Annotated in this window: 17 protein-coding genes; 3 read left to right on the forward strand and 14 right to left on the reverse strand. The window is 67.9% G+C overall.

Annotated elements, in window-relative coordinates; genetic code table 11:
* Positions 1-74: 74 nt before the first annotated feature.
* Together ACXRVZ_RS22025 and ACXRVZ_RS22030 are read right to left on the reverse strand one after the other, a co-directional pair.
* A complete protein-coding gene (locus ACXRVZ_RS22025; protein WP_457423580.1) occupies positions 75-770 on the reverse strand; it encodes a phosphodiester glycosidase family protein in 696 nt (231 codons plus the stop codon).
* Entirely contained in the window at positions 767-985 is a 219-nt protein-coding gene (locus tag ACXRVZ_RS22030) for a DUF3820 family protein (RefSeq protein WP_457423582.1), read from the reverse strand. Before ACXRVZ_RS22030 ends, ACXRVZ_RS22025 begins: the two co-directional genes overlap by 4 nt.
* Positions 986-1,164: 179 nt before the next feature.
* Here ACXRVZ_RS22030 and ACXRVZ_RS22035 point away from each other — a divergent pair, with 179 nt between their 5' ends.
* Complete coding sequence (locus ACXRVZ_RS22035) at positions 1,165-1,605, forward strand: hypothetical protein (protein ID WP_457423584.1); 441 nt, start codon at positions 1,165-1,167, stop codon at positions 1,603-1,605.
* 346 nt (positions 1,606-1,951) lie between these two features.
* On the opposite strand, the gene ACXRVZ_RS22040 is transcribed toward ACXRVZ_RS22035, so the two are convergent.
* Complete coding sequence (locus tag ACXRVZ_RS22040; RefSeq protein ID WP_458232822.1) at positions 1,952-2,605, reverse strand: Crp/Fnr family transcriptional regulator; 654 nt, start codon at positions 2,603-2,605, stop codon at positions 1,952-1,954.
* A 114-nt stretch (positions 2,606-2,719) separates the two neighbouring features.
* On the opposite strand from ACXRVZ_RS22040, the gene ACXRVZ_RS22045 reads away from it, so the two are divergent.
* Both ACXRVZ_RS22045 and ACXRVZ_RS22050 read left to right on the forward strand, forming a co-directional pair.
* Positions 2,720-3,280 carry a hypothetical protein gene (locus ACXRVZ_RS22045; RefSeq protein ID WP_457423588.1) on the forward strand — a complete coding sequence of 187 codons (561 nt, stop codon included), beginning with the start codon at positions 2,720-2,722 and terminating at the stop codon, positions 3,278-3,280.
* A gap of 297 nt (positions 3,281-3,577) precedes the next feature.
* Positions 3,578-6,394 carry a hypothetical protein gene (locus ACXRVZ_RS22050; protein WP_458232823.1) on the forward strand — a complete coding sequence of 939 codons (2,817 nt, stop codon included), beginning with the start codon at positions 3,578-3,580 and terminating at the stop codon, positions 6,392-6,394.
* A 240-nt stretch (positions 6,395-6,634) separates the two neighbouring features.
* Here the strand turns inward: ACXRVZ_RS22050 and ACXRVZ_RS22055 are convergent, their stop codons facing one another.
* The 11 genes from ACXRVZ_RS22055 to ACXRVZ_RS22105 form a co-directional block, all read right to left on the reverse strand.
* On the reverse strand, positions 6,635-9,955 hold the full coding sequence (locus ACXRVZ_RS22055; protein WP_458232824.1) for an ATP-binding protein: 3,321 nt from the start codon (positions 9,953-9,955) through the stop codon (positions 6,635-6,637).
* Positions 9,956-10,166: 211 nt separating this feature from the next.
* On the reverse strand, positions 10,167-12,008 hold the full coding sequence (locus ACXRVZ_RS22060) for a GNAT family N-acetyltransferase (RefSeq protein ID WP_457423594.1): 1,842 nt from the start codon (positions 12,006-12,008) through the stop codon (positions 10,167-10,169).
* 116 nt (positions 12,009-12,124) lie between these two features.
* Entirely contained in the window at positions 12,125-13,954 is a 1,830-nt protein-coding gene (locus ACXRVZ_RS22065) for a patatin-like phospholipase family protein (RefSeq protein WP_458232825.1), read from the reverse strand.
* A 427-nt stretch (positions 13,955-14,381) separates the two neighbouring features.
* Positions 14,382-15,044: a response regulator gene (locus tag ACXRVZ_RS22070; protein WP_458232829.1), complete on the reverse strand. Its 663-nt coding sequence runs from the start codon at positions 15,042-15,044 to the stop codon at positions 14,382-14,384.
* Between the two features lie 17 nt (positions 15,045-15,061).
* Entirely contained in the window at positions 15,062-17,734 is a 2,673-nt protein-coding gene (locus ACXRVZ_RS22075; RefSeq protein WP_458232826.1) for a DUF4118 domain-containing protein, read from the reverse strand.
* 102 nt (positions 17,735-17,836) lie between these two features.
* Positions 17,837-18,805, reverse strand: coding sequence for a magnesium and cobalt transport protein CorA (locus ACXRVZ_RS22080; protein WP_457423600.1), 969 nt, complete (start codon positions 18,803-18,805; stop codon positions 17,837-17,839).
* Positions 18,806-18,821: 16 nt separating this feature from the next.
* Positions 18,822-19,406, reverse strand: a complete 585-nt coding sequence (gene kdpC / locus ACXRVZ_RS22085) for a potassium-transporting ATPase subunit KdpC (RefSeq protein ID WP_457423602.1) — start codon at positions 19,404-19,406, stop codon at positions 18,822-18,824.
* Positions 19,403-21,454 (reverse strand): potassium-transporting ATPase subunit KdpB, encoded by a 2,052-nt coding sequence (gene kdpB / locus ACXRVZ_RS22090; RefSeq protein WP_458232827.1) that lies wholly within the window; start codon positions 21,452-21,454, stop codon positions 19,403-19,405. Before kdpB ends, kdpC begins: the two co-directional genes overlap by 4 nt.
* Positions 21,451-23,136: a potassium-transporting ATPase subunit KdpA gene (gene kdpA, locus ACXRVZ_RS22095; RefSeq protein ID WP_458232828.1), complete on the reverse strand. Its 1,686-nt coding sequence runs from the start codon at positions 23,134-23,136 to the stop codon at positions 21,451-21,453. The genes kdpB and kdpA overlap by 4 nt, the downstream gene beginning before the upstream one ends.
* Complete coding sequence (gene kdpF / locus ACXRVZ_RS22100) at positions 23,133-23,225, reverse strand: K(+)-transporting ATPase subunit F (protein WP_457427775.1); 93 nt, start codon at positions 23,223-23,225, stop codon at positions 23,133-23,135. The genes kdpA and kdpF overlap by 4 nt, the downstream gene beginning before the upstream one ends.
* A 177-nt stretch (positions 23,226-23,402) precedes the next feature.
* Positions 23,403-24,107, reverse strand: a complete 705-nt coding sequence (locus ACXRVZ_RS22105) for a riboflavin synthase subunit alpha (RefSeq protein WP_457427773.1) — start codon at positions 24,105-24,107, stop codon at positions 23,403-23,405.
* Between the last annotated feature and the right edge of the window lie 96 nt (positions 24,108-24,203).

Below are 24,203 nucleotides of genomic sequence, written 5' to 3' on the forward strand. Positions count from 1 at the left end.
GCAGGCATTGCGGGGCCGCAAACGCACTTCCGACAGACCGCCGAGCGCGAGGCTCAGGCGGTCGAAAGCGTGGCTTACTCCGTCACGCCGAACAGCGGTCCCAGCTCGTGCCAGCGGTCGTTGCGGCCCAGCTTGGGCGAGTAGAGGCTGGACACGGCGCCGTCGAGATAGAGCGCATCCTGGCAATGCAGCTCATCGCGGAAGAAGCTGGCGAACTCGTGGAAGGTCACGGGCCGCTCACTGATGACGAAGATCGTCGTGGACCCAATGGCGCAGACGCCGTTGCGGATGTAGCGCGACGCCGACGAGGGCCGGAAGGCCGGGTGGATCTGGCCGTTTTTCAGCAGCAGCGGGCCGGACTGCGTGGCGTAGCGCACGCCTTCGTGCGCGGCCGGGTAGTCCACCGCGTCGATCACTCGCGGACCGTTGGCGTCGATGAGGAAGACGCCGTTGGGCTTCAGGAAGAAGTTGCCCTTGCCGTCGTCCAGGTTCAGCGGCGCCAGCTCGCGCCCGTCGATGACGAGCAGGCCGACCGGGCCGCCGTCCGCGTGATACATGCCGGCGTTCATGCCGAAGCTGAGTGTCTTGCCCTGAGGCTTCAGCCAGGCCGCGAGCCGGTCCAGGCGTCGCAGCGGCTGGCCCTTGTCGTCCTGCGAGACGAGGCGCAGCTTGTCGGCGTCCACGCGGACGACGGTGAAGAGGTTGTTGCCTTCGGCGCCGGCCGCGAGGCTGGCGAGCAGCAAGGCCACGGCCAGCAGCCTGCGCTTCATCGCCGCGCGCCCCGCAACGGCCTCAGCAGGTCGCGCAAGTCGTTGTGGTCCATCTCGTACATCAACGCCAGCAGCCGCCCGATCTCACCCTTGGGAAAGCCCTCACGCGCAAACCAGCCCAGGTAGTTGCCCGGCAGGTCAGCGATCAGCGTGCCCTGGTGCTTGCCGAAGGGCATCTCGGTGGCAACGAGTTTGAGCAGGTCTTCAGGATTCATGCAGCCAGTGTGCCTCCCTGTCGGCAGGTCAGTGCGCCATCTTGAACCCACCCACCGCGCCACCCCGACCCGTGTCCTTGACGACGACTCGCCGGGTCTCCAGGCAAAATCCAGATGATCGGGGCGAGCCTGGCGTCAGCCCTGCCGGGAAGCCCACCTTGAAGAATGGAGCAGCATCAATGGCACTGACGAAGAAGGGCGAGTTCTGGTACGGGACGACGTCCGGCGACACCCAAGCCGAGCTGCGCAGCTACAGCGTTGCGAATCGCCATGAGGCCGTCCGGTTTGCTGCGTCCAAGTGCGATTGCGGGTGCCGAATCTTCGCGCTGCAGACCGATGAAGAAGCCGGCGTGGCGATCCGCACCTGCACCGACTGCGGGCAGGAGCACCTGATGGGCGACAGCGGGGACTACGTTGAAGAAGCCGCGCCCGAGGCGCACGAGTGCGTGTGCGAGAACGAGGTGTTCGAGCTGATGTCCGGCGTCTCCGTGTACGAGGGCACACATGACGTGCGCTGGTACTACATCGCTTGCCGCTGCGTGGAATGCAATCTGGTCGGGGTCTTCGCAGACTGGAAGTGTGAGGCGGGTGACGCGGCGGCCTTCCTCGCCAAGGTATGAGCGGCCGAACCCCGTAGAGACGGCTTCAACGACCAGTGTCGAGGGTGCTGCGGTCGTCCAGCCTTGCCGCCCGCGGCTATCGCCGTCAAATCGCACCGGAACATCTCTTGCTCGAAGCGTTGGCATGGCGCTCCCGACCCGTTACGGCCCTTTTTCTCAACCGCCTCCGACGGCAGCGTTGTGCCCAAAGCCGAAATTGATTGGGTGGCAGCAGCCGGTCACGTGGTTGCCCAGCACGTCGCGCTGAGCTTCGATGACAGCCAATGCCATGGAACAGCTGGCCGGCGGTGGCCGGTCGCTCAAGGCAGGGGACGGTGGCGGGGCGGTGCTGTTGATGGCGAGGCGATCACCAGCGCGGGGGCAGCGGGCGAAGCAGCACGATGCAGGCGCGCTCAAGCTCGATGTACCCGCCGCGCGCCAGGTCCTGCAGCAGCCGGTTGACCATGGCGCGCGACGCGCCCACCCTTTGTGCAATACGCTGCTGGCTCATGCCCCGTATGCACAGCCGGCCCTCGTGCTCCCTGGCCAACATCGAGCACAGGCCGACGACACGCTGGTATACGTCCATCGACCCCAGGTTGCGCACGGTTTGCGTCAAGGTGCGCACGCGTTCGACCAGGCGCTGAATCAGATCAAGGGCCATGTCGGGCCGCTCTTTCAGCAAACGCTCGACATGGGCGCGCGTCACGCAGGTCAGGCGTGACGCGGTCAACGTTTCCACCGTTGCAGAACGCAGCTCGCCCTTCAGCATCAGCTCACCGAAGATCTCGCCGGGGCCCAGCGTATTCAGCTCCACGGCCCGCCCGCCTTCGCCCATCACAAACGCGCGCAACTCACCCGAATGCACGATGAACATGCAGTCGGCGGCGTCCCCCTGGGTCACCACCTTCACGCCAGCGTCCCAGTGGCGTGTGTCGCCGTGCCTGGCCAATTCGACCAATGTGGGCGCTTTCAGGCCGCAGCCAAGCCTCGCATGTTCACTATTGAACGTGCATCGCACCCCGGGCTTGTGCGGTCACAGAATTTGTCTACAGGTCCTGAACAAAGCAATGCAGGGCTTGGCTGAAGTCAGAAACAACCGCTGTGCCAAAGCAGCATCTTTCAAGGAACAGACATGAACTTCGATCGCAAGACCATTGTCAAGAGTGCCGCTGCGTTGATCGCCGTCGGCGCCACCGCCTTCACCAGCGCTTATGCGCAGCCCGAGGGTTTGCAGGGCAGCGTGGTGGCCGCCGAGCGCTATCGCGCCGTGCAGGAAGGCGCTGCGGCCATCAAGCTGCACGCTGCAACGCCGGCCGCGCCGCAGGCACAGCGTGTGGCCGACCGCACACCTGAGGCTGCCAGCGTCGCTGCCGAGAAGCGTGCACCTGACGGCAACGTGGCCGCCGAGCTTCGTGCGCGCGACGGCAACGTGGCTGCCGAGCTTCGTGCACGTGACGGCAACGTGGCTGCCGAGCGCCGTGCGCCTGACGGCAACGTGGCTGCCGAGCTTCGTGCGCGTGACGGCAACGTGGCCGCCGAGAAGCGTGCGCCTGACGGCAACGTGGCCGCAGAGCTTCGTGTGCGCGGCGACAACGCGGCTGCCGAGCTTCGTGTGCGTGGCGACAACGTGGCTGCCGAGCTTCGTGTCCGTGGCGACAACGTGGCTGCCGAGCGGGTTGCTTCAGGCGGCTGAGTGCCCCGCAACGGTGCGTTGACTGCACCGAGCTGTCGCTCGTGAAGGCAGGCCGGCAACGGGCCAAGCCTTCACCTCGATCTGCCAGCGTCACTGCTGGCAGATCTGCTTTTACGATCAACGATGGCTCATCGAGCAGGGGAAGAGTCTGTGCGGCGATTGATCTGCTCGTGTGTGTGCGCCGTCATCGGTGCGGGTTTGATGGTGGCATCGCCGAGTTGGGCGCAGCCCAGCGATCCGCTCGGCCTGAACTGGCTAGAGACGCCCGATGTGCGGCTGGTTTTCCAGTCACCGCGGTTGGATTACTTGACCCCGCACACGGTACGTACCTTCACGTCGTCAGTGCGCTGGCAGCGGGAGAGATTCGGCTGGGTGCCGTCGGAGAAGCCCACGGTTCTGCTCAAGGACTTCACCGATCAAAGCATCGCCAGCGCCAGCGTCACGCCACTGAACAGGCTCTACACCGAGGTATCGCCCAGCGCCAATACCTTCGACACCAACCCCGGCAGTGAGCGCATGGCCTCGCTGATGAACCATGAGTTGGTGCACCTTGCCACCGGCGACGTCGCCAATGCACAAGACCGCTTCTGGCGCCGCCTGCTGCAGGGCAAGGTGGAGGCGCAGCCCGACAACCCGGAGTCGCTGGTCTACAGCTACCTGAGCACACCGCGCTTCACCGCACCGCGCTGGCTGTTGGAGGGTGCCGCCGTGTTCATGGAAACCTGGATGGGCGGCGGCCTGGGCCGGGCCCAGGGTGGCTACGACGAGATGGTGTTCCGCGGCATGGTCCGTGACGGCGCGCGGTTTTACGACCCACTCGGCCTGGCCACACGCGGCATGCGCTCGGACTTTCAGGCCGGTGCCAACGCCTACTTGTACGGCACGCGCTTCTTCACCTGGCTGGCCCACGAGCACACGCCTGAAAAGGTCGTCACCTGGCTGCGCCGCGACGAGGGCAGCCAGCGCGGCTACGCCGCGGCGTTCGAACAGGTATTCGGTGTGCCGCTCGACACCGCGTGGCAGCACTGGATCAATTTTGAGCAGGCCTTTCAACGCGCCAACCTGGCCGGAGTGCGGCAACTGCCGATCACACCGCTGCTGCCGCTCACTGCGCGGGCCGTCGGTTCCAGCTCGCGCATGTTCCTGGATGCAAAGCGCCAAGTCGTCTACGGCGCATTCCGCCAGGCCGGCATCGTCGAACACATCGGTGCCATGAGCCTTCGCGACGGCACCGTGACGCGGCTGACCGACATCCAGGGCGGCACGCTGTATGGCGTCAGCTCACTGGCCTATGACCCTGCGGGCCGGCGCATTTTCTACACCACGCGCAACTACAACCGTCGCGACTTGATGGTGCTGAACCTGGACAGCGGGCAACAGACCCAGCTGCTCAAGGAAGCCCGCATCGGAGAGCTGGCTTTCAACCGTGCCGATGGGTCGCTCATCGGCGTGCGACACGACCGAGGCCTGGCCACCCTGGTGCGCATGGCCCCACCGCACACACGCTGGGAGCCGCTGCACACCTTCCCGTACGGCGTGGTGCCCTCCGACCTGGATGTGTCGCCCGATGGTCAACAGCTTTCCGCATCGGTCAGCGAGCCGCAGGGCGAACAGTTTTTGCGCGTCTGGTCGCTGCCCGATCTGGTGCAGGAACCGGGCAGCCTGAAGACCATCGCCCAGGCCAGTTTCGGCCAGGCTGCACCGGAGGGATTCGTCTTTTCAGCAGACGGCCAGTCCCTGTATGGCAGCAGCTACTACACGGGCGTGTCCAACATCTTCCGCTTCGAGCCCGCCACAGGCCGCACGGTGCCGGTCAGCAATGCCGAGGTGGGCCTGTTCCGGCCGCTGCCGCGCGAAGACGGGAAATTGATGGTGCTGGCTTTCACCGGCGAGGGCCTGCTGCCGTCGCTGCTGGACCCGCAACCGCTACGCGCGCTAAGTTCGATCCGCTTCCTGGGCACCGAATTGGTGGCGCAGCACCCTGTGCTCAAGACTTGGCAGGTCGCTTCACCCAATTCGGTGGACGACGAGGCATTGGTGACCGCGCGCGGCATCTACCGGCCGCTGGAGCACCTGGAATTGCTCAGTGCCTATCCGGTGCTGCAGGGCTACCGGAACACCGTGGGTCTGGGCTACCGGCTGAACGTCGGTGATTGGCTGTCTTACGCCAGCGCAAGCCTCACCGTGGCCGTGACGCCGGACAAGCGCCTGCCGGCCGGCGAGCAGCTACACGCTGAGGCCAAAGCGGCCTACCTGGGCTGGCGGGGCGTGCTGGCCTGGAACCGCTCCGACTTCTACGACCTGTTCGGCCCCACCCAGCGCAGCCGCAAGGGCTGGAAGGCGCAACTGGGCTACGACCAGCCCTTGATTCAAGAGACCCCGCGTCGGCTGGACCTGCGCTGGGAGCTGACCCGCTACACCCGCATCGACACCTTGCCCGGCGCGCAGACTGCAACCGCGGGTTCGAGCACGCTGACGACTGCCGAGCTCGGCCTGAAGTTCAGCGACATGCGCCGTTCGCTGGGCGCCGTGGACGACGAGAAGGGCGTGGCGGCCGATGCACTGCTGTCCTTGCGCAGCGCCAACCGCCAAGTCATGCCGCAGTTCCAAGGTGGGGTAGACCTGGGCTTCGCGTTGCCGTGGCCTCACGCGTCACTGTGGTCGCGCACGGCGGCCGGTGCCAGCCAGGGCGATCRCAGCAACACCCTGGCCAATTTCTATTTCGGCAGCTTCGGCAACAACTGGGTCGACAACGGCCGTGTGCAGCGCTACCGCGAGTCGCTCTCACTGCCGGGGTTCGATATCGACGCGATCTCGGGCCAGTCCTTCCTGCGCCAGCAGTTCGAACTGCAACTGCCGCGCCTGTTGTTTGACTCGGTGGGCGTGCCGGACCTGCACCTCACTTGGCTGCGGCCGCAACTCTTTGCCACCGCCCTGTGGACCGACCCGGGCCGGCGCGAGCGCAGCCGCCATGTGTCGCTGGGCGCGCAAATCGACCTGCGGCTGGGCGTGCTGCACTGGTATGAAATGGTGCTGTCGACCGGCTATGCGGCCGGCTACACGGGCAGCCGGCGCGTCGGCAGCGAATGGATGCTGTCGCTGAAGATCATGTAAAACTTCGACCGCCACCGGTGTCGCACCTGGCGTGTGCGCCTTGCAAGGCAGCAGAGCGAGGGCGAGCATCGCGGGCGTGCTGCGAATGCGATGCCCAGAATCCGCCCCCACACGTTGGACCCACGGGGACGAGGCGGCCGCCGATGGCAATGTTCCCTTTGCCCACCGGTGGACAACCCATATTCGATCTGGACGAAGCGCGAACGCCTGATGGAGCACCAATGCGTGCGCGTCAGTTGACTATCCCGGGGCCGCGCCGCCCGCCTGGGCCGCAGCCCAGTGCTCGCAGATGCCTCGGGCGACCATGGTGCTTTGCATGAAGCTGTCGCGTGGCACGTACTCGGCGAAAAGGTCGGCCCGGGCAGTTAAGGCGCTGTACGAGGACGCCAGCAGGCCATCGGCGCGAGGGTCGCCCAGCGGCGCCAGCGCGCGGTACAGCTGGTAGGGCGGCTCGAACGCACCGTCCCAGCCGCCCTGCGCCGCCACCTCGGCCAGCAGCGCATCCGCTGCCGCAAGCGCCTCCTCGTTTCTGCCCAGGCCGTGCAGGTAGCGAACGGCTGCGCTGGCGTTGACCCACGCCGTGCCCAGGTCGTTGTCGGCCCTGAAGCCAGCGCCAGCCGCCTCGGCGTGGTCCAGCGCTTCCGACAAGCGGCCCAGCGCGTGCGCAGCCAGTTGCGCGCTCTGGTGCCCATAGGCCTGGACTCTGCTGTCGCCACTGATGCGCCCCAGGCGCAACCCCTCCAGCGCGGCGTCGTAACCGTCCTGGGCCTCGCCGAGCTCACAAAGCACCTCTCCCAGGTTCGTGCAGGCAATGGCCTCCAAACTGCGCGAACCGATCTCGCGGCACTCCTGCGCGACCTGCCGCAAGAGGTCGCGCGCGTTTGCATTGCGCCCCAGGTTCATTTCGACCTGAGCCAGATTGATCCGCACGTTGGCGACGCCTCTGCGGCTGCGTGCCGCTTGGTAGGCGTCGAGCGCCCGCTGGTAATGGGCGAGTGCCGGTCCCATGCGGTTGACCTGGACGTTGAAGACGCCCATGTTGTTGTGAATGGCCCCCTCGCAGTTGTCGTCGCCGGCGGCCCGGGCGTGCTCCAGGCCCTTGAGGGCGTGGACAAGGGCTTCGTCGTGCCGCCCCAGCCGGGTCAGGCACAAATAGGTCACATTGCGCACACGTCCAGCTTCGCGCGGTGCGCGGTCTTCTGCGCGCTCCAGGCGGGGCTCGGCCAGTGCGACCGCTTCTTCGAAACGCGCTTCCATCAACAGGCGCCAGGCCCCATCCTTGGCCAGCGTCAGGCGCAGCACGTCGTCGTCAGTGCGGTCGGCCAGCGTCTCAAGAATCTCCAGCTCCTGCCCATGCCCGACCGAGTCGCCTGCGCGAATGAAGACGTCACATCGCACGAGATGCAGGCGCACCTGGCGCGGCAGATCGCTGCCGTCGTCCAGCGCCAGGGCGCGGTCGGCGTGGGCGATGGCTGCGGTGTCAGCCTGCCGGCTCGACGCATCCTCGGCGGCACGCAACCAGTAGGCAATGGCTTGCTCCGTGTCGCCGGCGCGCTCGAAGTGCTCGGCGATCTGACTGGCCAACTCGTTCTCGCGACCCGGGCTGCGGCCTTGCAGCCAACGCGCGGCATGGCCGTGCGCTGTGCGCTTGTCGGCCTTGAGCACGGTGCCGTAGGTCACCTGGTGAAGCAGGTGGTGGCGAAAGCTGTATTCGCGTGCGCCCTCGAACGCGCTCTGCGCCTGCGGCAGCGCCAGTTCACGCCGGCTGAGCCCGGAGAGCTGCTCGGGCGCCTGCGGGTCGATGGCTGCCAGCGCTTCGTCCCAGAACTGCGCGCCGACGACGCTGGCCTGCTGCAGGCTGCGGCGTTGCTCGGCGTCCAGCGCGTCCAACGTGGCCTGCAGCACGCCCACCAGCGTGGCCGGCACCTTGACGCCGTGCAGCCCATCGGCCCGCACTTGCCAATGCTCACCCGCGGTCTCGATGACCCCGGTGTCCACCAGCATCTGCAACAGCGCCTCCATGTAGAAGGGGTTGCCGGCGGCCTGCTCAGCCAGCAGGGCCTGCAGTGTCGGCACCGGCGCGGCGAAGCGCGTCAGCAGGGCGGTGGCCAGCACATCGCTGCCCTGGTCGGTCAGCGGCGACAGCTCGATGAGCTCGTGCCCCGGCCAGTTCTCGCCCCATTGCGGCCGGCGCTCCAATAGTTCGGGGCGGGCCGCGCACAGGAGCAGCAGCGGCAACTCTGGCACGGTGGCCACGAAATGATCGAGCGCATTGAGGGATTCGTCGTCGGCCCACTGCAAGTCGTCCAGCACCAGAACCAGGGGCTGCACGGCGGCCTGCGACTGCAGGTAGCGCACCCAGGCATTCAAGCCGCGGCTCTGCAACTGTTTGCCGTCGCGCAGGATGCCGGCGATGAAGGGGCTGGCGCTGTAGTCCAGGCCAATGAGTTGACCCAGCAGGGCGGTCTGCTCATCGGCCGCCGCACCGAAGGCCGGGAGCAGGGCGGCGGCAAAGGTCTGCTGCGCCTCGGCCTGCGAGGCGCTGTCACGCACGCCGAGTTGCCAGAACAGCAGGTCGCGCAGCAGGCCGTAGGGCTGGTGCAGCGCCTGGGGGTGGCTGCTGGCGCGCCAGAGGGCGCCAGCTTGCTCCGGCAGCGTGGCTTGAATCTCGGCCAGCAGGCGGCTTTTGCCAAGGCCGGCATCGCCGATCACGGTGGCCGCGCCCAGCCCGCCGCCGGGCGTAAACACGGCAGTGGCCACCTGATGCGAACGGGCCAGTTCGTTAGCGCGGCCGACCATGGCGGTGGTCACGCCGTCCGCGCCATGGCGCAGGCCGCGCAGCCTCCGCTCACGAACGCCCTGCACCAGGAAGGTCCGCATCGGCTCCGGCAGGCCCTTGACCTGCAGGGCCGGCTGCTCCAGCACGTCGAAGCGGCCTTGCACCAGCCGGTAGGTGTCGATGCTGATGCGCAGGCTACCTGGCAGTGCCGCCTGCTCCATGCGTGCTGCGACGTTGACGGCCAGGCCGCTGAGGCTGTTGGCCTGCTCCACGCCACCACCCCGCACCACCGCCCCCGTGTGGACGCCGACACGGGCATCGAAGCCGGCCAGTCCATACGCCTTCTGCACGGCTTGGCCGCGTTGAGCCGCTTCCTGCAGCAAGGCCAGACCGCAGCACACCGCGCGTTCGGCATCGTCCTCGCGCGTGACGTCGGCGCCGAAGGCTGCCTTCAGGCTGTCACCGGCGTAGCGCAGCACCTCGCCACCATGCTGGGTGACGAGGGTGGTGAAGGCCGCCAGCGCGCCGTCCACCACCGACTGAACATCTTCAGGGTCCAGGTGCCGGATCAGCTCCGTCGAGCCGACCAGGTCGAGGAAGAGCACGCTCACCTGGCGCAGCCGGCGCACGGGCTCGGCAGGCGCGGCCTGGGACGTCAGCTGATGGAGTTGCTCCAGCAATGGCGCCAACGCTGAATCGACCAGCGTGCCCCCCAACGTCGCCCGCTGGGACTGAAGCATGGCGATGGTGCCCTGCAACACCTCGATTTCGTTGGTCTTCATCCGCGCTGCTCCCTGGCGTGGCCCCGTGGGTCCAACGTGTGGGGGCGAATTCTAGGCATCGCGTTCGCAGCACGCCCGAGACGCTAGCCCTCGCTACCGTCCCCTTGCAACCGCGCGTCCAGCGCGGTGATGAGGATGGGGAGCGACGGTGCAACAAGCGGACGAAATCCTGGCCGCCACGACATCTGCAACGCACCGGGTCGACGCGGCGTTATCGGAACATCGTCGTCACGCGCACCACGCTGCCCTCAGCGGCCAGACTGATGTCGCCTGCCCCGGCTCGCGCCAGTCGGATCATTTTTTCGTTGGTAGCCAGGATCTCGGCCACGAAGCCCTGCACATTTCTGCCACGTGCATGCTCCAACAGGCGCTGTTGCAGCGCTGCACCGAGGCCCTTGCCCTGCCAATCCGGATGCACCATGAAGGCGGTTTCGGCAATGTTGGTAGCGGCGTCGACGAAGTAGCAGGCGTGACCAACCACCTGCGGATGTTCACGTGGTCCGAACACCGCCACGAAGGCCACCTCGGTTTCCAGGTTCAAGTTGCACAGACGCTGTGCGTCGCGGTGCGGCAGGCCTCTGACCTTGCGAAAAAAGCGCGTGTAGACATCGCGTTCGGACAGGTCGTGGAAGAGCTCGCGCACGTAGACATCGTCGGTGCCCATGGCGGGGCGCAGCAGCAGCGCCTGGCCGTCACCAAGCACCACACGGCGCTCGTCGGCTACAGGATAGGCCTGCAGATGCTTGAGCTGCTGCTCGGCCGGTAGCCAGCCCTTCAACTGAGCCTGGGCAAGCAACTCGGCACGGAACTGCGGGTGCGCCAGATCGATGAGTGCAGCCGCCCGCTCGCGGATCGACTTGCCGAACAGGTAGGCGATGCCGTACTCGGTGATGACGTAGTGCACGTCGCTGCGCGCGATCCCGGAAGCCTCGCCGTCTGCCAGTGCAAGCTTGATCTGCGAGCTCTGCCCGTCGGCCGTGGTCGATGCAAGACAGATGATGGCCTTGCCGCCCACCGAGCGCGAGGCTCCTTGCAGGAATTCGGGCTGTGCCATCAGGCCGCTGTAAAACTCGCCCGCGAACTGGTCGACGCAGACCTGCCCCGTCAGGTCGACCGAGAAGGCCTGCGTCACCGACACCAGTTTGTGCTGTGCTGCAAGCACGGCTGGATCGCACACCGCATCGAGCGTCTGGAAGCAGAAGAGCGGGTTGCGATCAATCAGCGCATGCAATCGCTGCGAGCCCCGAGCAAAGCTGGCCACGATCTTGCCGCGGTTCTGGCTCTTCATGCGCCCGGTGAGCACGCCCTTTTCCAGCAGCGGCACGATGGCGTCGGTGATGACGTCGGAGTGCACGCCCAGATCCTTGCGGTCGTCCAGCAAGGCCAGCGCCGCCGTGCTGAAGCGGCCCAGGCCGATCTGCAGCGTCGAACCGTCGTCGATGATGCTGCTGATGTAGCAGGCAATCGCCTGCACGACCTCGCCCTGGGCTTCGGGTTGGAAGTGCTCGATGAGATGCGCCGGCACAGGCACCCAATGGTCGATGTCGTCGATGTGCAGCGCACTGTCGCCCATTGAACGCGGCATGGCGGGGTTGATCTCGGCCAGGACCAGCCGAGCCTTGGCCACCGCAGCGGGAATCACGTCGACCGACACCCCAAGGCTGACATAGCCGAATTCGTCGGGCGGCGAGACCTGGATCATGGCCACGTCAACCCTGACACGGCCGTTGGAGATGAGTTGGGGCAGGCGTGCGGCCGACAGCGGCACGTACTCGCACTGGCCCTGGCGGACCGCGGCCCGCACGTCGTTGCCGACGAAGAAACAGCGGTGCCGGTAGTGGCTGATGCACTCGCCGGCGGCGTTGTGCGGCAGCGCGCCGTCGGTCAACAGGTGCACCAGTTCCACGTCGCCCTGGGGAAACGCCAGCGCCTCAAGCGCACCCACCAGCCGCCGCGGCGTGGCACAGCCCGTGCCAAGGAAGACATGCTCGCCGTGGCGCACCAGGGCGGCGGCCTCTTCGGCGCTCAGGCGCTTGGCGGCGTGCCTGTTCATCCAGGGCGGCTCGGCGCCGGCTGGCAAGACCTCGGTGTTCTGAGACCCGCCCGGCCCAGCCGTCAGGGACCGCAAGCCCTCAGCGGCCCGGCCCAGCCACTTCGATACGCCAGTGCTCATCGTGCCCCCAGTCGCTTCAGCAATTCGGGTGGAGCCTGTGCCAGCACTTGCTGTGCATGGTCGTAGCCTTGCTGGGCGATGCTCTCGAAGCGGTTCCACTCCAGCATGCCAACCCGCGACATGGCCGGGTTGAAGTACAGGTCGACGCCAGCTCGCGATTCCTCACGCCGTGACTGGCTGTACAGGTTGGTCACGTTCATCAGGTAGGCCGTCAGGCTGGGTAGCCGGTAGCGCCTGCGCGACCGCGGGCGCAGCTTGTCCAGCGCCAGCTGCCACCAACTGGGCATGTGCCCGAACTCGACCCTGCGCACCTTGTTGCTGCTCAGGTCCACGCCAATCACCACGCCCACACCGCGCTGCGTCCGGATCACGTCCACCGGAAAGTTGTTCAAGGTGCCTCCGTCGCAAAGCAGGTCGCCATCACGCACCACTGGGGCCAGGGCACCGGGGATGGCGATGCTGGCGAGCAGCGATTCAAGCAGCGGGCCGGTGCGCAAGCGCTCTTCGCGCGCGCGGGTGTAGTTGGTGGCGATGCAGAAGTAGGGCTTCCACATCTCCTCGATGCTGGCATGGGCGCCCAGCAGCTCCCGCACCGCGTCCGTCAGCACGCGCTGCAGGCGCCGGCCTCGGATCACCGAGATGACAGGCAGCGGGTTGATGTCGCTGGTGGGGTTCAGTGCGAACGCCCGGCGCGCCAGGTCAGTGACCTGCGCCACCGGCTGGTCGGCGGCCACCAGCGCCGCCATCACCGCGCCCATGCTGGTGCCGCCTACGCAATCGATCTGGATGCCACGCTCGTCCAACGCCTTGAGCACGCCCAGGTGGGCAAAACCGCGCGCGCCGCCGCCGCTGAACACCAAGCCGACTGCAGTGCGGCTCTGCAGGCGCGCCAGGCGCTCGAAATCCTGCTCACCCTGCACGCGCACGTGCACGTGGTCGGCGATGGGGCGACGCTTCAGCCAGCGGCCCACCTGGCCCGCCGGCGCGCGCTGCGGCCCATGCAGCAGCACCAGCACCTCGGCCACGTCAGTGTGTGGTGGTCGGTTCTGTAGGAAGGCCCGCTCGGTGGCGTGCAACTCGGGCGCCTGCGCCGCGTTGGCCACCAGCAGCAGTTCGTCACAGTGGCGCGCGCAGCGCTGTGTCCACGCGCTGGGCCGGTCGTCACCCACCAGCAGCACGAAATCGGCGCTGGCTTCGATCTCGTCGAGCACCAGGGACACCAGGCGGGTCAGCTCGGGGCCTTCATGGTCCAGGCTCGCGCCATGGGGCTGCAAGGCGGCTTCCATGGCGCGGGCGTCCAACGTCCGCACACGACCGAAGCGCTGCAAGGGCGCCGCAAGCCGCTGGCAGAAGGCCGCCATGTCGAGCTGGCCGCTGATGGGCAGCAACCCCAATGTCACCGGCCGTTCGAGAAGGGGTGACATCGGCTTGCCGAACAGGCGACGTATCAGTTGCTGCGTCACCGCAGCGAAGACCAACGGGTCGCGCGCGTTCAGTTCCTCGAACGCCTGTTTGCTCAGGCGCACGAGCACACTTTCGCGTATTGCCACCACGTCGGCCGCGCGCGGTTCGCCGGTCAGCAGGCTCATCTCACCGAAAATCTGCCCGCGCGAGAACTCGCGCACCATGCGCTGCACGCCTTGCTCGTCACGCCGATAGGCGCGCAGGCGGCCACTGACCGACAGATACAGGGCGTCGCCCGGCGCGCCTTGTTGGATCAGCGTTTCGCCACCAGCCACATCGACCCACTCCAGGCGCTCGCGCAGCAGCTGCAGTGTGCTGTGATCGACCTCGGCAAAACAGGCAGTTAGCAGACGTTGGAGCAAGGGCTCCTGGTGCGCGTGGCAATCTGTCGAGGCGTGCATGGAATTCAGCTCGAGGACCGCAGACGGCACGGCGGCACGGGGTTGTCCAAAAGCACGCATTGTGCGTGCGTGTTCGGGCTGTGCGCTGAGCGGGCCGCCTTCAAAACCCGGCCATGATGTCGCGGTAGCGCACCTTGCTTGATGTCATGCAGCTGGCGGCTGGACGGAATGTCCAGCGTCGGCTTTCGGTAGCAATTCCCGCGAGTGTTGCGGTGGGGTCGATAGCGCCAGATCGAGGCACTTCAGAGCTGCCATTGCAGCGGTCGCTCAGCCCTCAGTCAGTCGAATGACCGCTGCTGGCGGTAGCGTTCATCGGACCACCGAAACTGGATGTCGGCAGCCAGCCTGAACTGAAGTTCGCGCGTTGAATGGGCTGAATCGAAGCCCTTCAAACCTTCAACCGATACCCCACGCCAGCTTCCGTCACCAGCCACTGCGGCCGGTTCGGGTCGGCCTCCAGCTTCTTGCGCAGGTTGGCCATGTGCACGCGCACGTAGTGCACGTCCTCGGCATGGCCGGGCCCCCAGACGGCCTTGAGCAGGTGCTGGTGGGTCAGCACGCGGCCGGGCACGGTGGCCAGTTCCTGCAGCAGGCGGTATTCGATGGGGGTGAGGTGCAGTTCCTCACCGTCTCGCGTGACGGTGCGCAGCGCGCGGTCCATGGCGATGGGGCCGAAGCGCAGCACCGGGTCGGCGTCCTTGCCCGCGCCATGCCTGCGCAGCTGCACGCGCACGCGGGCCAGCAGCTCGGCCACGCCGAAGGGCTTGACGAGGTAGTCGTCGGCGCCGGCGTCCAGCGCCTGCACCTTGCGCTCTTCGCCCTCGCGGGCCGACAGCACGAGGACGGGCGCCTGCGACCAGCCGCGGAACTCGCGGATGAAGTCCAGCCCGTCGCCGTCAGGCAGGCCCAGGTCCAGCACCACCAGTTCGGGCCGGCGCGTGGCCGCGTCGATGAGGCCGCGCTGCAGCGTCGCCGCCTCGAAGACCTCCAGGCCCTCGCTCTCCAGCGCCATGCGCACGAAGCGGCGGATCTCCGGTTCGTCCTCGATCATCAACACGCGTGCGGCGCTCACTCCGGTTTCTCCTTCGGCGGCTGGCCGAGCGGGAGTTCCACTCGAACACAGGCGCCGCCCGTCGAAACATTGTGGGCGCTGATGCGACCGCCATGCGCCTCGACGATGGCCTTGCAGATGGCCAGGCCCAGGCCCACGCCGGGCGTGGCGCTCTCGCGGTCGCCACGCTCGAACTTGTCGAACAGCTGGGTCTCGCGGCCGGCCGGGAAGCCGGGGCCGCTGTCGCTGACATCGATCTCGACATGACGCCCCGCCGTGCGCGCCGCGATGCGGATGGCGCCCGCCGCGTACTTGGCCGCGTTCTCCAGCAGGTTGACGAGTACGCGCTCGATCAGCACGGCATCCAGCTCGACCAGGGGCAGCTCGGCGGCCAGGTCCACCACCACGTCTCGGCCGGTCAGCACTTCGTCCAGGTTCGCCAGTGCGCTGCCGACGACCTCCTGCAGCGGCAGCCACTGACGGTTCAACTGCACGGTGCCGGACTGCAGCCGCGCCATGTCGAGCAGGTTGCCCACCAGCGCGCTCATGCGCAGTGCCGAGCGGCGCATCGCGTCGGCCACGTCGGTCTGCGGGGGATTCAAGGGCGTGAGCTTGAGCGCATCGGCCAGGCCGACCAGCGCGGCCAGCGGTGTGCGCAGGTCGTGCGAGATGGCCGTCAGCAGCGAGTTGCGCAGCCGCTCGCTCTCGATCTGCAGCGTGCTCTGCTGCGCCACCTCGAYGTARTGRATGCGCTCCAGCGAGATGGCCAGCAGCGCCGCGCAGGTGTCCAGCAGCTCGCGCTGCTCGGGCGACCAGCGCCGGCCTTTCTCCCCCATCCGGCCTTCGACGGCCAGCACGCCACGCAGCCGCATGGGCGCCGTCAGCGGCAGCATCAGGCAGGGGCTGGCGGGCAAGGTGTCGGTGCCCTGCCCGGCCGGCTGGCCGTGGTCGAAGGCCCATTGGGCAACGCCGAGGTCGGGCTGGGCAGTCGCCCCAGGCAAGACCGCCAGTACCTCGCGGCCCGGCGTCGCACCAAGCGGCGGCGCCAGCACGGCAGAAGCGGCGCCGAACTCCGCGCGCAGGAAGCGCGTGGCGATCTCTGCGACCTGCTCGGGCACCAGCGCCGCACCGAGGTCGCGCGACATCGCGTACAGCCCGCGCACCCGCCGCTCGCGCTCCTGCGCCGCGCCCGCCTGCGCCTGCAGGCCGGCCGCGAGCTGGCCGATGACCAGGCCCACCAGCAGCAGCACGGCGAAGGTGACCAGGTATTGCGCATCGCCCACCGCGAACGACCAACGCGGCTCGACAAAGGCGAAGTCGAAGGCCGCCACGCCCAGCAACGCCGCCAGCGCGGCCGGCGCGCGGCCAAAACGCAGCGCCACGCCGACGACGTTGAGCAGATAGAGCATGGCGATGTTGGTGGGCGCCATGAAGGCCAGCAGCAACTGGGCGATGGAGGTCGTCAGCGCGATGCCGGCCAATGCCGCCGCGTAGCCGCGCCATGCCACGCCACCGCGCGGCGCCGGCTGCGGCCGTTCGCGCGCGGCGGTGGGCAGCGCGACCTGCAGCACGTCCATCTCGTCGGCCTGCCGGCTCAGCGCCTCGGCCAGCGACGGCCTGCCGGGCCAGCGCCAGGCCTGCTCGCGCCGGCCGACGACGAGGCGGGCCAGGTTGTGCTCACGCGCATAACCCACCAGCGCTGCGGCGACCTCCGGCGCCGACAGCTCGGCCGTGCGCGCCCCGAGCGACTGGGCCAGCTCCAGCGTGCGCTGCACGCGCTGGCGGGCCGCGTCGCTCAAGGCCCGCGCCGTCTGCACATGCACGGCGTGCCAGTCCAGCCCGAGCTGTTGCGCCAGGCGCGCGGCACTGCGCACGACCTTGTCGCTGTGGCCGCCCGGGCCCACGCAGGCCAGCAAGGACTCGCGGTTGGGCCAGACGGCACCCGCGCCGTGTTCGCGCCGCCAGGCCTGCATCTGGTCGTCCACGCGGTCGGCGGTGCGGCGCAGCGCCAGCTCGCGCAGCGCCAGCAGGTTGCCCTTGCGGAAGAAGTTCTGCGCCGCGCGCTCGGCCTGGGCCGGCAGGTAGACCTTGCCCTCCTTCAGCCGCTGCAGCAGCTCATCGGGCGGCAAGTCCACCACGACGACCTCGTCGGCCGAGTCGAAGACCTTGTCGGGCAACGTCTCCCAGACACGGATGCCGGTGATGCCCCCGACCACGTCGTTCAGGCTCTCCAGGTGCTGCACGTTCAGCGTCGTCCAGACCTCCACGCCGGCCTCGCGCAGCTCCTGCGCGTCCTGCCAGCGCTTTGAATGCCGGGAGCCTGGCACGTTGCTGTGGGCCAGTTCGTCCAGCAGCAGCACGCCGCCAGGCTCGGCCGCGCCCCAGGCCAGCGCGGCGTCGAGGTCGAACTCGCGCAGCGCCTGGCCCTTGTGCGCCATCTCGCGCAGCGCGATGCGGGGCAGATCGCTGGCGATGGCCTCGGTGTCCACGCGGCCATGCGTCTCGACGACACCGATGCGCACCGCCCTGCCCTGGCGTTGCACCGCATGCGCGGCGGCCAGCATCGCAAAGGTCTTGCCCACGCCGGCGTTGGCGCCAAAGAAGATCTTCAGCCGCCCGCGCCGCGAGGCGGCCTCGTCGCGCTGCACCTTGGCGAGCAGTTCGTCGGGGTCGGGTCTCGTGTCGGTCATGCCAGGCCCTGAAATGCAACCACAGAGGCACAGAGGCACGGAGAAGGACCCTTTAAATTCCTCTGTGACTCAGTGCCTCTGTGGTTGCGTTTTGTCTTCACCTCAAAGCCATCCCAAGCGCTTGAAGCGCCAGTACAAAGCCCCGCTCACCAGGGCGATCGTGCCCAGCGCCATCGGGTAGCCGAAGGCCCACTTCAGCTCGGGCATCTTCTCGAAATTCATGCCCCAGATGCCCGCCAGCGCGGTGGACGCCGCAAAGATGGCGGCCCAGGCGGCCAGGCGCTTGGTGACGAGGGATTCGTCCACCGTGACCAGCGTGAGGTTGACCTGCGTGGCAGCGATGATGGTTTCGCGGGCGGCGTCGATGCTGGCCTGGATGCGCACGAGGTGGTCATACACGTCGCGGAAATAGTCCTGCAGCGCCGTGCACACCATGGGCACGCGGCCGCCGTGCAGCTTGGACGTCACCTCCAGCAGCGGCGTGACGGCATGGCGCAGCGTGGCCAGGCGCTGCTTCAACGCGAACAGCCGCTGCACGACGGCCTGGCGGTCCTGCCTGGGCTGGAACATGGTGGCCTCCAGCTGTTCCAGCTCGGCCTCCACGCCGTCGATGAGGGGGAAGTAGCGGTCCACGACCGCGTCCATCAGCGCGTAGAAGACAAAACCCGGCCCCTGGCGCAGCAGGTGCGGCTCGCGCTCCGCACGCCCGCGCACACCCAGGAAGCCCTGCTGGCTGTTGTGCCGCACCGAGACGACGAAGCGCGGCCCGACGAAGACGTGCACCTCGCCGACCTCCAGCCCGTCGGGGCCGGTCTCCAGCAGGTGCATGGCGGCGAACAGCATGTCGCCGTACTCCTCGACCTTGGGGCGCTGGTGGCCCTTGCGGGCGTCCTCCACGGCCAGTGGCGGCAGCTTCAGCTCCTGCTGCAGGCGGGTCAGCTCGTCGTCGGTCGGGTCGCGCAGCGCGATCCACACAAAGCCCGCCCGCGCCGCCAACGCGTCGGAAATGCCTTCCAGCCCTGGCTCCGCGACGATGCGGCCATCCTCGTAAACGGCACTGTTGATCAGCATGACAGTCGGCTCCGGGTCATCTTTTGTTCATCGTCGCACGCTCCAAGGCGACGTTGAGCGCCAGCACGTTGACACGCGGCTCACCGAGAAAGCCAAGCTGGCCGGTCTCGGCGTGCTGGTCCACGAGGGCGCGGACCCGCTCGACCGGCAGGCCGCGCACGCGGGCCACGCGGGCCGCCTGGTAGTCGGCGGCGGCGCGGCTGATGTGGGGGTCCAGGCCGCTGGCCGAAGCCGTGACGAGGTCGACCGGCACCGGCGCCGTGTTGCCGGGGTCGGCCGCGCGCAAGGCTGCGATGCGCGCCTTGACCGCGTCGACCAGGGCCGGCGCCGTGGGTGCGAGATTGGAGCCGCCGGAATTGGCCGCGTTGTAGGGCGCGGGCGCGGTGGCGGACGGGCGGCTCCAGAAGTGGCCGGGGTCGGTGAAGGCTTGCCCGATCAGCTCTGAGCCGACGGGCCTGCCGTGGTCGACGACGAGGCTGCCGTTGGCGGCGTGCGGGAACAGCACCTGTGCAAGGCCGGTGACGGCCAGCGGGTAGGCCAGGCCGGTGATGAGGCTGAGCAGCAGGAAGAGCGTCAGCGCGGGTCGGAGTTGGGTGTTCATGAGAAGAAGGCAAAAGAGATGAGGAGGTCGATGGCCTTGATGCCGATGAAGGGGACGATGACGCCGCCCAGCCCGTAGACCAGCAGATTGCGGCGCAGCAGCGCCGCAGCACCGATGGCGCGGTAGGCCACGCCCTTGAGCGCCAGCGGGATCAGCACGACGATGACCAGCGCGTTGAAGATGACGGCGCTCAGGATGGCCGAGTTGGGGCTGGCTAAGTGCATGACGTTGAGCGCGGCCAGCTGCGGGTAGGTCGACACGAAGGCCGCCGGCAGCACGGCGAAATACTTGGCCAGGTCGTTGGCGATGCTGAAGGTTGTGAGGGACCCGCGCGTCATCAGCATCTGCTTGCCCGTCTCGACGATCTCGATGAGCTTGGTGGGGTTGCTGTCGAGGTCGACCATGTTGCCAGCCTCCTTGGCGGCCTGCGTGCCGGTGTTCATCGCCACGGCCACGTCAGCCTGGGCCAGCGCCGGCGCGTCGTTGGTGCCGTCGCCCGTCATGGCCACGAGCCGGCCTTGCGCCTGGTGCTCGCGGATCAGCGCCAGCTTGGCCTCGGGCGTGGCCTCGGCGAGGAAGTCGTCGACCCCTGCTTCAGCCGCAATCGCTGCTGCCGTCAGCCGGTTGTCGCCGGTGACCATGACGGTCTTGATGCCCATGCGGCGCAGCTGCGCAAAGCGCTCCTTGATGCCAGGTTTGACGATGTCCTTGAGCTCGACGACACCGAGCACCTGCGTGCCATCGGCCACCACCAGCGGCGTGCTGCCACGACGCGCGGCCTCGTCCACGCTGGCCTGCACATGGGCGGGCCAGCGGCCACCCAGCGCCTCGACGTGGGCACGCACCGCGCTGCCGGCGCCCTTGCGGATCAGCCGCGCGCCCAGGTCCACGCCGCTCATGCGCGTCTGCGCCGTGAAGGGCACGAAGTCGCCGCGCTCGCTCACCGCAGCCGCACCGAACTTGCGGTCGGCCAGCGCGACGATGCTGCGGCCTTCGGGCGTCTCGTCGGCCAGCGACGCGAGCCGTGCCGCATCGGCGAGCTGCGCCTCGCTCACGCCATCCAGCGGCCAGAAGGCATCGGCCTGGCGGTTGCCCAGCGTGATGGTGCCGGTCTTGTCCAGCAGCAGCACGTCCACGTCGCCGGCAGCCTCCACCGCGCGGCCGGAGGTGGCGATGACGTTGGCCTGCAACATGCGGCTCATGCCCGCCACGCCGACGGCCGACAGCAGGCCGGCGATAGTCGTCGGGATCAGGCAGACGAGCAGCGCGACCAGCACGACCAAGCTGACCGGCTCGCCCGCACCAGCGACGGCGACGCTGAACTGCGAGAACGGCAGCAGCGTGGCGACGACGCCCAGGAACACCAGCGTCAGCGCGACGAGCAGGATGGTCAGTGCGACCTCGTTGGGCGTCTTCTTGCGCTTGGCGTTCTCGACCATGGCGATCATGCGGTCGACAAAGGTCTCGCCCGGGTTGACGGCCACGCGGGCCACGACCCAGTCGGACAGCACGCGGGTGCCACCGGTCAGCGCCGAGAAGTCGCCGCCGCTCTCGCGGATGACGGGCGCGGACTCGCCGGTGATGGCGCTCTCGTCGACCGAGGCGACGCCGTCGACAACTTCGGCATCAGCCGGCACCACGTCGCCCGCCACGATCAGCACGACCTCGCCCTTGCGCAGCGTGCCGGCCTCGCGCGGATGCCATTTCACGGCCTCACGGGCGACGCCGGGCTGCCAGCCCTCGGCGACCTTGGCCCAGGTCTCCTTCTTCAAGCCGCRCAGCGACGCGGCCTGCGCCTTGCTGCGGCCCTCGGCCAGCGCCTCGGCGAAGTTGGCGAACAGCACGGTGAACCACAGCCACACGGTCACGGCGATGACGAAGCCATTCGGCTGAGCGACCGACAGCGCCGTCGTCAGCAGGCTGCCCAGGTAGACGACGAACATCACTGGGTTGCGCAGCTGCACGCGCGGGTCCAGCTTGGCGAAGGACTCGCCCAAGGCCTGGCGTGCCAGCTTAGGGTCCAGCAGGGAAAAGCCGGTGCGGCTCATGACTTGCTCCAGAGGATCAGGTGCTCGACCACCGGGCCGAGGGCCAGGGCGGGCACGTAATTCAGAAGGCCGACCAGCAGCACCACACCGATCAGCAACGCGACGAACAACGGCCCATGCGTGGGCAGCGTGCCCTCGCCGGCGGCCAGGCGCTTCTTGGCGGCGAAAGAGCCGGCCATGGCCAGCACCGGCACGATGACGCCGAAGCGGCCTATCCACATGACGAAGCCCAGCAGCAGGTTGTAGAAGGGCGTGTTGGCCGACAGTCCCGCGAAGGCGCTGCCGTTGTTGTTGCCGGCCGAGGACAGCGCGTACAGCACCTCGCTGAAGCCGTGCGCGCCGGGCGCCGCGATGCCGGCCTTGCCGGGCTCGGCGACGACCGCGATGGCCGTGCCGACCAGCACCGCCAAAGGCGTGAGCAGAATGGCCAGCGAGACCATCTTCATCTCGTGCGCCGCGATCTTCTTGCCGAGGTATTCGGGCGTGCGGCCGATCATCAGGCCCGCCACGAACACGGCCAGGATGGCGAACACCAGCATGCCGTACAGGCCGGCGCCGACGCCGCCGAAGACGACCTCGCCCAGCTGCATCAGCACCAGCGGCACGGCACCGCCCAGCGGCGTGAAGCTGTCATGCATCGCATTCACCGCGCCGCAGCTGGCGGCCGTGGTGATGACGGCGAACAGCGCGGAGGCGTCGATGCCGAAGCGCACCTCCTTGCCTTCCATGTTGCCGCCGGCCACGCCGAGTTCATGCAGCCGCGGATTGCCCGCCTGCTCGGCCGCCGTGGCCACGACGACGGCGACGACGAAGATCGCCGTCATGGCGCCCAGCAGCGCCCAGCCCTGGCGCATGTCGCCCACCTGCCGGCCCATGACGAAGCACAACGCCGCCGGGATCAGGAAGATGGCCAGCATCTGGAGCGCGTTGGTCACGGCGCTCGGGTTCTCGAACGGATGTGCCGAGTTCGCGTTGAAGAAGCCACCGCCGTTGGTGCCCAGCATCTTGATGGCCAACTGCGAGGCCACAGGGCCCAAAGAGATCGCCTGCTGCGCGCCTTCCAGCGTCGTCACAGACTGGCTGGCCGCCAGCGTCTGCACGACGCCCATGCCGGCCATCGCCATGGCAAACACGAAGGACAGCGGCAGCAGCACCCAGAGCGTGGCGCGGGTCAGGTCGGCCCAGATGTTGCCGACCGTGGCGGCGCTGTGACGCGACAGGCCGCGCAACAAGGCCATCACCACCGCGATGCCGGTGGCGGCGGACAGGAAGTTCTGCACCGTGAGCGCCAGCATCTGTGTCAGGTGGCTCATCGTCGTCTCACCGCCGTAGCCCTGCCAGTTGGTGTTGGTGACGAAGCTGATGGCGGTGTTGAAGGCCGAGTCGGGCGACACGGCGGCGAGCCGCTGCGGGTTGAGCGGCAGCACATGCTGGAGGCGCTGCAACGCATACACGGCCAGGAAGCCCAGCGCGTTGAAAACCAGCAGGCCCAGCGCGTAGCGCAACCAGCCCTGTTCGGTGTCGGGGTTGACGCCGCAGACCTTCAGCAGGCCGCGCTCGATGCGGCGGAGCGGGCCGACCTCGCCCTCCATCACCGCGTGAATCCACCGGGACAGCGGCCAAGCGAGCGCGAGAAGCGCCACCAGAAACGCGAGCAGCTGCATCCATGCAGAGGCACTCATGACAAGTCCTCCGGGAACAGCAAGGCCCAGAAGAGATAGCCGATCAAACCCACGACGAGGATGACGGCAGCGGTTTCGAAGCCACTCATGACTTCCTCCCCGCCAGCTTGTCGCAGCCCCAGGCCGCGAGCCCGGTCAACAGCGCGATTGCCGCGCCCAGACCCAGAAAAATGATGTCCATGACACCTCCATTGCGATGGAAGTGATTCTGGAAATCAGCGCCTCAAAGCCTCGACAAGATCGAGGCGGGGGGCATCAAGAAAGCATCAAGATTTGGGCAAGGCCAGCTGGGTCAGCTCGATGCCGCGCTCCCGCGCGATCGCTTCCAGCACCGGCAGCAGCGGGCCCAGCTTCTCGTCCAGCGCGTCGCGCACCGTGTCGACGACGACCTGGGTGCTGCGGTCGATCTCGATGTGGATGGCGTCGCCCACGGTCTTATCGCCGAAGGTCGTCATGCGCAGCGTCTCGGGGATGAGCCAGACCTCGAACCAGCCCGAGCCGTCGCGCTCGCGCTGCGCCTCGGCCACCGTCAGGCTGCAACCGTTGACGCCGATATAGCCCTTGGCGAAGACATAGCGCATCCACGGCGCCGGCACGGCGAAGCGGATGACGTGGTTGTTGTCGGGCCGGCGAATCTCGGCGATGCGCGCGGACACGTCGACATGGCCGGACAGCGGATGGCCGCCGATCTCTGCACCATCCCTGGCGGCGCGCTCGACGTTCAGGCCCGAGCCCACCTTAAGCCCGCCCAGCGTCGTCAGGTTCATCGTCTGACCCATCACGTCGAACAGCACCACGTCCGGCGACGGCCGCTCGGTYACGGTCAGGCAGACACCGTCGCAGGAGACGCTGGCGCCAATGGCCAGCGCGTCGTCGAAGCCGGCCGGCAGCTTCAGCGCCAGCGTGTGCAGCCCTTCGCGGGCGTCAATTGATTCGACGCGGGCGACGCCCTGGACGATGCCTGTGAACATGATGAAAAAAGGCCCCGTGAGGAGCCGTTTTGGGAGTGATGAGCCAGCTTACCAGTTGGCCTCGCGGTCGGGCGTCGCGCCGATCTTGTGGATGGA

It is taken from the genome of Roseateles sp. P5_E8, assembly GCF_054177665.1.